Here is a 3,215-nt window from a genome sequence, read left to right as displayed (position 1 = left end):
CAGCTTCATGATCAAGCACGCGTCGGAAATTCCGGAAGTCATGAAGAAAGCCTTCTACCTGGCGCAATCCGGTCGTCCTGGTCCGGTCGTTGTCGATATCCCGAAAGACATGACCAACCCGGCCGAGAAGTTCGAATACGTCTTCCCGAAAAAAGCCAAGCTGCGTTCCTACAGCCCAGCTGTTCGTGGTCACTCCGGTCAAATCCGCAAGGCGGCAGAAATGCTCCTGGCGGCCAAGCGCCCAGTCTTGTACTCGGGCGGCGGCGTGATCCTCGGCGGTGGTTCCGCACCACTGACCGAACTGGCGAAGATGCTCAACCTGCCAGTGACCAATACTCTGATGGGCCTTGGTGGCTACCCTGGCACCGATCGTCAGTTCATCGGCATGCTCGGCATGCACGGCAGCTACACCGCCAACCTGGCGATGCACCATGCTGACGTGATCCTCGCTGTCGGCGCGCGTTTCGACGACCGTGTCATCAACGGTGCCTCGAAATTCTGCCCGAATGCCAAGATCATTCACATCGACATCGACCCGGCTTCGATCTCCAAGACTATCAAGGCCGATGTGCCTATCGTTGGTCCGGTCGAGAGTGTCCTGACCGAAATGGTCGCGATCCTCAAGGAAATCGGCGAGACCCCGAACAAGGAGTCCGTTGCCAGCTGGTGGAAGCAGGTTGATGAGTGGCGTGGTGATCGCGGCCTGTTCCCTTATGACAAGGGTGACGGCAGCGTCATCAAGCCGCAGACCGTGATCGAAACCCTGTGCGAAGTGACCAGGGGGGATGCCTTTGTAGCTTCCGATGTGGGTCAGCATCAAATGTTCGCGGCGCAGTACTACAAGTTCAACAAGCCGAACCGCTGGATCAACTCTGGTGGTCTGGGCACGATGGGCTTCGGTTTTCCGGCAGCCATGGGCATCAAGTTGAGCTTTCCGGATGATGATGTCGTCTGCGTTACGGGCGAAGGCAGCATCCAGATGAACATTCAGGAACTGTCGACCTGCCTGCAATACGGTTTGCCGGTAAAAATCGTCATCCTGAACAACGGTGTGTTGGGCATGGTTCGCCAGTGGCAGGACATGAGCTATGGCAGCCGTCACTCTCATTCCTACATGGAATCGCTGCCTGATTTCGTCAAGCTGGCGGAGGCTTATGGTCACGTTGGTGTGCGCATCACCGATTCGAAAGATTTGAAGTCGAAGATGGAAGAAGCGTTCGCCATGAAAGATCGCCTGGTGGTGATCGATATTTCGGTCGATACCAGCGAGCACGTCTACCCGATGCAGATCAAAGACGGCTCCATGCGCGATATGTGGCTGAGCAAGACGGAGYGTACCTAATCATGCGGCACATTATTTCCCTGCTTCTGGAAAACGAACCCGGCGCTCTGTCTCGTGTAGTCGGCCTGTTCTCGCAGCGCAACTACAACATCGAAAGCCTGACCGTGGCCCCAACCGAAGACCCGACCCTGTCGCGTCTGACGCTGACCACCGTTGGTCACGATGAGGTCATCGAGCAGATCACCAAGAACCTGAACAAGCTGATCGAAGTGGTAAAGCTGGTCGACCTGTCGGAGAGTGCTCACATCGAGCGCGAACTGATGCTGGTCAAGGTCAAGGCCACCGGCGCCCAGCGCGCCGAGATCAAGCGCACTACCGATATTTACCGTGGACAGATCGTCGATGTCAGCGCCAGCGTGTATACCGTTCAACTGACCGGTACCAGCGACAAGCTCGACAGCTTCATTCAGTCCATTGGCACTGCATCGATTCTGGAAACCGTCCGTAGCGGCGTGACCGGCATTGCCCGCGGCGACAAAGTACTCAGCATCTAAACCAAATTAGCGAACGGCCTGAACGGCCTGATATAGGGGAAATTCATGAAAGTTTTCTACGATAAAGACTGCGACCTGTCGATCATCCAGGGCAAGAAAGTTGCCATCATCGGTTACGGTTCCCAGGGGCACGCTCAAGCGTGCAACCTGAAAGATTCCGGCGTTGACGTGACTGTCGGCCTGCGTAAAGGTTCGGCTACCGTTGCCAAGGCTGAAGCCCACGGCCTGAAAGTGACCGATGTTGCTTCTGCAGTTGCAGCTGCCGACCTGGTCATGATCCTGACCCCGGACGAATTCCAGTCCTCCCTGTACAAGAACGAAATCGAGCCGAACATCAAGAAAGGCGCCACCCTGGCCTTCTCCCACGGCTTCGCGATCCACTACAACCAGGTTGTGCCGCGCGCTGACCTCGACGTGATCATGATCGCGCCGAAGGCTCCAGGCCACACTGTACGTTCCGAGTTCGTGAAGGGTGGCGGTATCCCTGACCTGATCGCGATCTACCAGGACGCCTCGGGCAATGCCAAGAACGTCGCTCTGTCCTACGCTGCTGGCGTCGGTGGCGGTCGTACCGGCATCATCGAAACCACCTTCAAGGACGAGACCGAAACCGACCTGTTCGGCGAACAAGCCGTTCTGTGCGGCGGTACCGTTGAGCTGGTCAAGGCCGGTTTCGAAACCCTGGTTGAAGCTGGCTACGCGCCGGAAATGGCCTACTTCGAGTGCCTGCACGAACTGAAACTGATCGTTGACCTCATGTACGAAGGCGGTATCGCCAACATGAACTACTCGATCTCCAACAACGCCGAATACGGCGAGTACGTGACCGGCCCTGAAGTCATCAACGCCGAATCCCGTCAGGCCATGCGCAACGCCCTGAAACGTATTCAGGACGGCGAATACGCCAAGATGTTCATCAGCGAAGGCGCTACCGGCTATCCTTCGATGACCGCCAAGCGTCGTAACAACGCCGCTCACGGTATCGAAATCATCGGCGAGCAACTGCGCTCCATGATGCCGTGGATCGGTGCCAACAAGATCGTCGACAAAGCTAAAAACTAAGTCACGCCCTTGTACGAAAAACGCGGCTTAGGCCGCGTTTTTTCGTTTGGGAGGCCGGTTCTGGTATAAAGCTGCATCGTTTGCGGCCGAACCGTCGTCCCAGACACCTGTCCAGACTTTCCACCCCGTTGCAAGGTAATGTCCATGAGCGAACGCCCCGAAGAGCCAAACCAGGCTTCTGACGCCGAAAGCCTGCTGCCCATCGATGAACATGTCGAGGAAGGGCATGACGCTGAAGGTCGTAAAGTCCGGCATCGTGGTATCTATCTTCTGCCGAATCTGTTCACCACTGCGAACCTGTTCGCAGGGTTCTATTC

At 56.6% G+C, this 3,215-nt stretch carries 3 protein-coding genes and 1 pseudogene; all 4 read left to right on the top strand.

What is annotated here, in order from left to right:
* Positions 1 to 1,342, top strand: a 1,342-nt coding sequence (ilvB, locus tag ACXRVY_RS21505) for a biosynthetic-type acetolactate synthase large subunit (RefSeq protein WP_458238187.1), incomplete at its 5' end; no start/stop codon positions are given.
* Between the two features lie 2 nt (positions 1,343 to 1,344).
* Positions 1,345 to 1,836 (top strand): acetolactate synthase small subunit, encoded by a 492-nt coding sequence (gene ilvN, locus ACXRVY_RS21500; RefSeq protein WP_003176102.1) that lies wholly within the window; start codon positions 1,345 to 1,347, stop codon positions 1,834 to 1,836.
* Positions 1,837 to 1,881: 45 nt separating this feature from the next.
* Positions 1,882 to 2,898, top strand: a complete 1,017-nt coding sequence (gene ilvC / locus ACXRVY_RS21495; protein WP_003228216.1) for a ketol-acid reductoisomerase — start codon at positions 1,882 to 1,884, stop codon at positions 2,896 to 2,898.
* Positions 2,899 to 3,042: 144 nt separating this feature from the next.
* Positions 3,043 to 3,215 (top strand): annotated as a pseudogene (locus ACXRVY_RS21490) (CDP-diacylglycerol--serine O-phosphatidyltransferase); the annotation flags it as partial.

It is taken from the genome of Pseudomonas sp. P5_A2_2, from assembly GCF_054177685.1.
This window is presented reverse-complemented; position numbering and strand designations above follow the sequence as displayed.